4 protein-coding genes, 1 tRNA gene and 1 pseudogene are annotated in these 6355 nt (G+C 51.5%); 4 read left to right on the top strand and 2 right to left on the bottom strand.

Annotated elements, in window-relative coordinates; genetic code table 11:
- The first annotated feature begins 145 nt into the window (after nt 1-145).
- Nucleotides 146-222: transfer RNA gene (locus KP708_RS15220), tRNA-Met, on the top strand.
- Nucleotides 223-455: 233 nt separating this feature from the next.
- The gene (locus KP708_RS15215; protein WP_252347597.1) at nt 456-932 is read left to right on the top strand and encodes a hypothetical protein; all 477 of its coding nucleotides are present in this window, start codon (nt 456-458) and stop codon (nt 930-932) included.
- 383 nt (nt 933-1315) lie between these two features.
- Here KP708_RS15215 and KP708_RS15210 read toward each other — a convergent pair whose 3' ends face one another.
- Complete coding sequence (locus KP708_RS15210) at nt 1316-3175, bottom strand: endonuclease NucS domain-containing protein (RefSeq protein ID WP_215751373.1); 1860 nt, start codon at nt 3173-3175, stop codon at nt 1316-1318.
- Nucleotides 3176-3528: 353 nt separating this feature from the next.
- On the opposite strand from KP708_RS15210, the gene KP708_RS15205 reads away from it, so the two are divergent.
- Nucleotides 3529-4368, top strand: a complete 840-nt coding sequence (locus KP708_RS15205) for a hypothetical protein (RefSeq protein WP_215751372.1) — start codon at nt 3529-3531, stop codon at nt 4366-4368.
- Nucleotides 4369-4490: 122 nt separating this feature from the next.
- Nucleotides 4491-5204: a hypothetical protein gene (locus tag KP708_RS15200; RefSeq protein ID WP_215757223.1), complete on the top strand. Its 714-nt coding sequence runs from the start codon at nt 4491-4493 to the stop codon at nt 5202-5204.
- On the opposite strand, the pseudogene KP708_RS15195 reads toward KP708_RS15200, so the two are convergent.
- Nucleotides 5154-6286, bottom strand: a pseudogene (locus tag KP708_RS15195) (IS3 family transposase). The gene KP708_RS15200 and the pseudogene KP708_RS15195 sit on opposite strands and share 51 nt — an antisense overlap.
- Nucleotides 6287-6355 lie beyond the last annotated feature (69 nt).

Below are 6355 nucleotides of genomic sequence, written 5' to 3'. Positions count from 1 at the left end.
CCCTACACCCGATCCCTTCCCGAACTCGGCCGTGAAATCCCTCAGCGCCTATGATACTGCACCTCAAGGTGCGGAAAAGTCGGTCGCCGCCAGGTCCCCTAGCCCACTCATAAAAACTCCCACACACCAACATCACATACACCACCGCGGGGTGGAGCAGCCCGGTAGCTCGTCAGGCTCATAACCTGAAGGCCGCAGGTTCAAATCCTGCCCCCGCAACCACTTCCGTCATAAATCAATCACAATCGACTGCTGACGCAGATGTTCCCGCGTCATTTCAGTTGCTTACGCGCGTCTCGGCCTTCGAAAGAGGGCCGGGCGATCACGTGCGTCTACGCATCGCCATGGCCTACAGGGCCGCCTCAAATGGTTTCTCCGATCGTTTTTCAATATTCATCGAAGGAACCAGATCAATGTATGAAGATTAGGAAATGCGCGAGGAAATCTGTTCCCGCATGAAGGGCCGGATACGCTTCAATGTCGCTACAGACAGGATCGAAGTGATCGTCGGGGAGCCGGACGAACTTCTCCGGTGGGAGCCGATCAACCGGCTCTCCATGCTCCAGCATCTTCCGCAGTCGGTGGTAGAGAGGCTTTGGGACATGTTTGCCGACGCGGCAGGGTCAGGCTTCTATGCCGAGGATCGGTTGGCTGGCGTGAAATTTCTTGGGTTACACAGAGTGGCAGAGTATCTTGAGGAGGAGGAAGGCATCCGGATTGAGGAAATCCCGATGCCTTCATTCTCAGCACTGCCACCGGCTGTGAGTCTCAACACCTATCTTGCGGGGCGAGATCGGACAACAATCGCCGAAATCCTGAAGGCCGTTCCAGACACCATCGAAAAGGAATTACCTCTCAGGCTCAAAGAATCTGGATGGGAGCCACGGCGCTCAGCAACAGAACGCTTCTGGGTGAAAATTAAAAACAGATAATTCTTTTTCTCAGGATGAGAAAGAGGGAAATCATCTTTCAACATGCCGGCGGCTTCCATCTGCGAAGCCGCCGGATACCGCTTCAGTATCAGTTACCCCTTTCCATGATGAACCAAGGAGAACTCAAGAGACAGGTAAGGGCCTTCCCATAGAAATATTTCGTGCGAAGGGTAGAATTGAGGCGGGAACGGAATGTCTCTTTCTGAAGAGCGACCAGAAAAAATAGTCGTTTAATGATTTGGCACTTTCGTCGCTTTTGCACCCACGGGCATAATTGCCGATCAACTGGATATCATGCAGCCACATTTGTATGAGGTGAGGATTGGTTTCGTCTCGATGGTGTATATGGAATCGCGGCTTCTGTTTAGCAATTATTGTAATTTTTATCCGGCAATGTATCGCCAACCTTTGGTGCTTGCTTCATAGACTTGGCCCAATCCAATGCCGATACCACGTCCTTTTTGTAGGAAGCAGACCGCACAAATATTGGCGCCGAAACCGCCCGGTAAAATCGCATCAACCATAAAGCGCATTAGAGAAAATGAGTGAAAGAAAAGGTCGCAATTTTCAACGTCGCCACACCAATATATTTCTTTTTTAGGTTTTACTTCACCTTCAAGAATTTTCGCTAGCCTTAATTCAGCCATATCGTATGCATCGTCAATAAATTTTTTAATTGTATTAGAGAAACCTTGGTCTTTTGACATGAAGATGTTAACAATATTACCAACCTCTTCTTGGTAATTGTCGATAATATGGTTAATCGAACGGATATCGCCTTTAACCTGAATTATCGAACTACCTTGGACACGAAGTCGCTCAAGGCCAGATTTACCTTCGCGGAACACACCATAGCGTAAGCCAAGATCCGCCATAATATCGTGATTCATTGATCTGTTCTCGCCAAAATGGCAGGCGATGAAATAACCGAAGCCATCGCCTGAGAAATGCTCGGCAATCACCTTGCCGAAGTTCGGCGTCGAACCATTCCACTCTGGAAGCCCAATGAATTGCTCAACATCTCCATCATGCTCAATGACAAGCTTGAAGGTTGGTAAGTAACCGACGAAACCGAACGCAGAAGCAGCTAATGCGCGCAGAATATCTTCCGGGCTATATGCAATGAGTTCGACCCGCGCGGGAGAACTCTTGCGTTCGGCATATCGAATGAGTTGCATGACGGACCCAAGCCATGTTTCATTAAAGAAAAAGATATTCTCGACCCGTTGACGGAGCGCTGCCATTTGCGGTGGTGAATCCGTATACGTTGCAAATCGCAGGCGGAAGTCAGATTCTCCGCCATCACCGCGGATTTCATCGATAATAGTGTAATCGTCTAACCAAGGATCGACGAATCGACCGAAGCGATGAATAATTATATCTTCCTGTGCACCGTCCTTGAACCATATGTTTCCCTTTTCAGGGTAGGAAATTTCGACCGAGTCAGATCCGATCTCCATGCGACCAGGCACTCCTCCATGGAGTTCCCACATTGCATCGGATGCCTCGGCTACCCGATCCTCAAGCTCTGTAAGATCAGCTATGCGATCGTTAAAATCATTAAGCTCAACTTCTTCAAAACTAGCTTCGATCAACTTCATGTATTCTTCGAAGCGTAATTCGCGTTGCGCGAAATAGAGGAAGGAGCGCCCGCACAGGTTCGGGTTAGTCGCCCGGCTCTGAATGATTACGAAGTCGGCCAGACCAAAACGCTGTAGCCGTCGCGCAATCACGGGAACGGCTTTTGATGCAGCGACTTTATCCGGAAACCCCCAGAGAAAATGACGAACCCCGATCTTTCGCTCGTTAGTAATCAAGTTCGGCTTCACGGGTTCGATTGCGACTGGTGTGCCGTCCGTGTCGAGAATAATCGCGCCTGCGGTCACTTCGAATGGGGCTGAGCTGGCAAATTCGGCATAGGGTGTTGAAAGCTCACGCCATTCTACTGACAGCAAAATTAAGCGGACCTCTGTATTTTTGACGAGGAATTTTTCGCGCAGCAGTGGCACATACTTATAGAGCTCTTGGATAGCCTCGCGTGCAGCCGCATTGGTACGCTTGATCTCGATAATCACGAGCTTGCCTGCTGCATCACGCGCAAAAATATCGAGAAACCCGACAGATCCCATCTTGTTTGGTAAATAAAATTCTGTATCGACCAGTATCAATCTCGGCTCAATCAAGTCGAGGTTAGCGGAAATATAATCGCGAATATTAGCTTCGGTGACTTTTTTCTTATCCATATCTCTACGTCGAACCTCACACCCTCAGCTATCGTTAAGTTCAAACTTAATTGATGGCTGGGTGAACAACAATCGCGGAATTAAAGCTTGAAACCCAATAGTTCATTTGCGCCCACGCTGATCCGCAAGGAGCCGCAGAGGTTATGTCCGCTACGCGAGAGCATAATTCGCAAATTCTTATGTCCGAGATGAGGCGACTGCTGTCTGCTCCTGGGTCACTGAGCACACAGGTAGATCAGGGAGGGGCGGAATGCCGCCTTTGGGTTGTAATCGCTAAAAAACTGTCATTCGTGCTATAGGAGGTGAGGGTAGGCTCCTATTAAAACGCTGTTCGTATCCACCTGAGCATCAACATGAAGGCGATAACGGACGTGAAGTTCGAGGACAAATTTGTAGCATTCATCGATATCTTGGGCTTCAAGAGCATGATCGAGAAAGCCGAACTTGGGGAAGGGCGGTCAATCGCCGAGATATTCGGGATTTTGAATCATTTAGGGAATGTGAAGCAGCTCAACAGTATCCGAGCTTTCGGTCCGTCACTGTGCCGCCAAAGCAAACGAATTAAGGACGATGTCGGATTCGAAATTACGCAGATCTCGGATTGCGCAGTAATATCGGCCGAGGTATCGCCCGCCGGCGTTATCAACTTGATAAGTCACTGCTGGGGAAGTGTCTACAAGATCCTAGGTGAAGGGGCACTCGTTAGGGGTGTCATCACCCGCGGTAATGTCATTCACGAGCAGGGCCGTCTGATCGGCTCCGGCTATCAGAACGCATACGCGAAGGAAGGGAACACGACCGCGTTTGCAATCGATCCGGACGAGAGAGGAACCCCCTTCGTTGAGGTAGACCGGGACGTCGTCGACTACATCGATGGATGTGGCGATACTTGTGTCCAGGAGATGTTCTCACGAATGGTGAAGAACGATGGCTCGGTGTGGGCCGTGTATCCCTTCGATCAACTACAGCCCTCCCTCTGGTTCGGCAGTCTTCGGAAACTCGACGCTGATGGAGAACGGAAACATGTACATAACGTGAAGAAAACGATTACCTCGCTAATCGAGAAAGTTATGGCTTCGGTCGATCCATCAAATGAGCGGGCACTTCGCAAGACCCGACATTATGTTGCTGCCTTAGACCGGCAACTTGCGGAGTGCGATCGAGTTTATACTCTTATCGATAGTCCCAATTAGTCAAGAGTGTGCGTTCCAAGATAACTACAGAGTGTCGTCTGCTTTGTGGAAAGCATTTGGCACATCTAATGACCGACATGAGGCGATTGGTGATTGGGCGCAAATTACGTTATCCTTAGATAATGGCTCTCGTACGAAACCCAATCTTATTTTCAACTTACTTCGACGTGCCGGCGCAAACGATCACGGCTGCCGGTCTTATCGATCCTTTCCTCGATGTCGATGTACCGCTCTTTATCGACCCAGTGCTGCTCGAAAAATCCAGCAATACTACAATTGCCACATTGGCCATCAACCGCTTCCGCCGCCATTTCGAGGTGCTGGTCCGAATGCTGGCGATCTCAAGGGCCGAGAACGATGCTGCATGGAAGGGCGCCTGCCGCCAACTCGACCTGAGCGAGCCGCCCGAAAACGGGCTGGGCTATGGGGGAAGTGGACGCTCAGGTAGTTCACGCCCTCAGGACATCTGTGAGGCGATCCTGCGTACAAGCAAAGAAATCATCGCGCTTGGCGCAAGAGACCCCGAGATGATCTCTTTAATGGGATTCTTCGAGGAAGATGTCGGGCCAGACACTATCAGCGACCTAACTACCACCGTCATCATGGATGACCTCGCCGCGATCACGGAAGCTTTCTGTCAGGCGAACGGGGTGCCGCTGTTCGAAACCGACACGGGCCATAAGCTGCCCCGGTTCAAAACGTTGTCCGGCCGCATAATCCCGATCGTGCTGGTGCCCGAAGACATTGTTGGACTTGCTACGGTTTTGTGCCGGTATGTGATTTTGTTAGGCGGCTTTAGCCTCGAAAGCGAGAGGGCTGATGTTGCCGAGATATGAATGGCGCCGTCGCGGGTTGTAGAAGCCGTTGACGTACTGGAAGATGGGGGCGGTTGCCTGCTGCCGAGTGGGCCATGTCTGTCGCCAGAGCAGTTCGGCCTTCAGGCTCTTGAAGAAGGTCTCTACGGCTGCATTGTCGAAGCAGTTTCCCCTGCCGGACATGGATGGCATCATCCTGTATTCCGTCATTTTCTTCTGGAAATCGTGTGAGCAATATTGGCTGCCACGATCAGAGTGGAAAATACAGCCAGGCGATGGATCGCGCAGTCGCACCGCCATATCGAGCGCCCGGATAGCGAGATCCTTTTTCATCCGGTCGCTTTCCGCCCAGCCGATGACGCGTCGACTGAACAGGTCGATGACCACGGCGAGGTAGAGCCATCCTTCGGTGGTCCATATAGAGCTGATATCGCCTGCCCATTTTCGGTTGGGTGCGTTGGTCAGAAAGTCGCCGTCCAGAACATTGGCTGCAACACCAAGGAAATGACGGCTGTCAGTTGTGACCCTGTGGCGACGGGTGCGCACTGGGCGGATCCCGTTGAGTTTCATCAGCCGCCCCACACGACGTTCGCCGACATCGAGCCCCGCCTCCTTGAGTTCCATGGTCATCCGAGGACGACCATAGGTGGAGTTGCTCAGGACAAAATGCTCACGGATATGCGCCAGAACCTTCAAATCGGTGCGCTGGCGTTAGCAAACGGGTCTGGAAATCCAGGCGCGATAACCACGTGTCGATACACGCAGCACACGACACAGGCTCTCGATCGACCAACGGCTACGATGCTCACGGATGAAGGCGAACCTCATATCTTTTGGCTCGCGAAAAACTGTGTGGCTTTTTTTAAGATTTCCCTCTCCTCCCGCAGAACGCGGTTCTCCAGGCGTAGGCGCTCGTTCTCCCGGACCAGATCGGCCTGCGGTTCAGGCACTGACAGATCAGCGGTCCGATACTGCGAAATCCAGTGTCCCAATGTCGATTTGCCAATCCCCAGATCCGCTGCCACGCGGGTCCGTGACAAACCGCTGCTCAAGGCAATCCTTACCGCCTCACGGCGGAATTCTTCTGTGTGCGTCACTGCCATGGTTCCGTGCCTCTCCCGATGTGAGCTTAAAACGCTCAGTCAACCGGCACAAAACCGTAGCAAGTCCAG

Source organism: Gluconobacter sp. P5H9_a, assembly GCF_018812085.1.
Classification (GTDB): Bacteria; Pseudomonadota; Alphaproteobacteria; order Acetobacterales; family Acetobacteraceae; genus Gluconobacter.
The sequence above is the reverse complement of the archived record's forward strand: the minus strand, read 5'-3'. Positions and strand labels throughout refer to the sequence as shown.

Coding starts and splice junctions, on each gene's coding strand:
- KP708_RS15215 (WP_252347597.1), top strand. CDS start 456: ATGAAGGGCCGGATACGCTTCAATGTCGCTACAGACAGGATCGAAGTG.
- KP708_RS15210 (WP_215751373.1), bottom strand. CDS start 3,175: ATGGATAAGAAAAAAGTCACCGAAGCTAATATTCGCGATTATATTTCC.
- KP708_RS15205 (WP_215751372.1), top strand. CDS start 3,529: ATGAAGGCGATAACGGACGTGAAGTTCGAGGACAAATTTGTAGCATTC.
- KP708_RS15200 (WP_215757223.1), top strand. CDS start 4,491: ATGGCTCTCGTACGAAACCCAATCTTATTTTCAACTTACTTCGACGTG.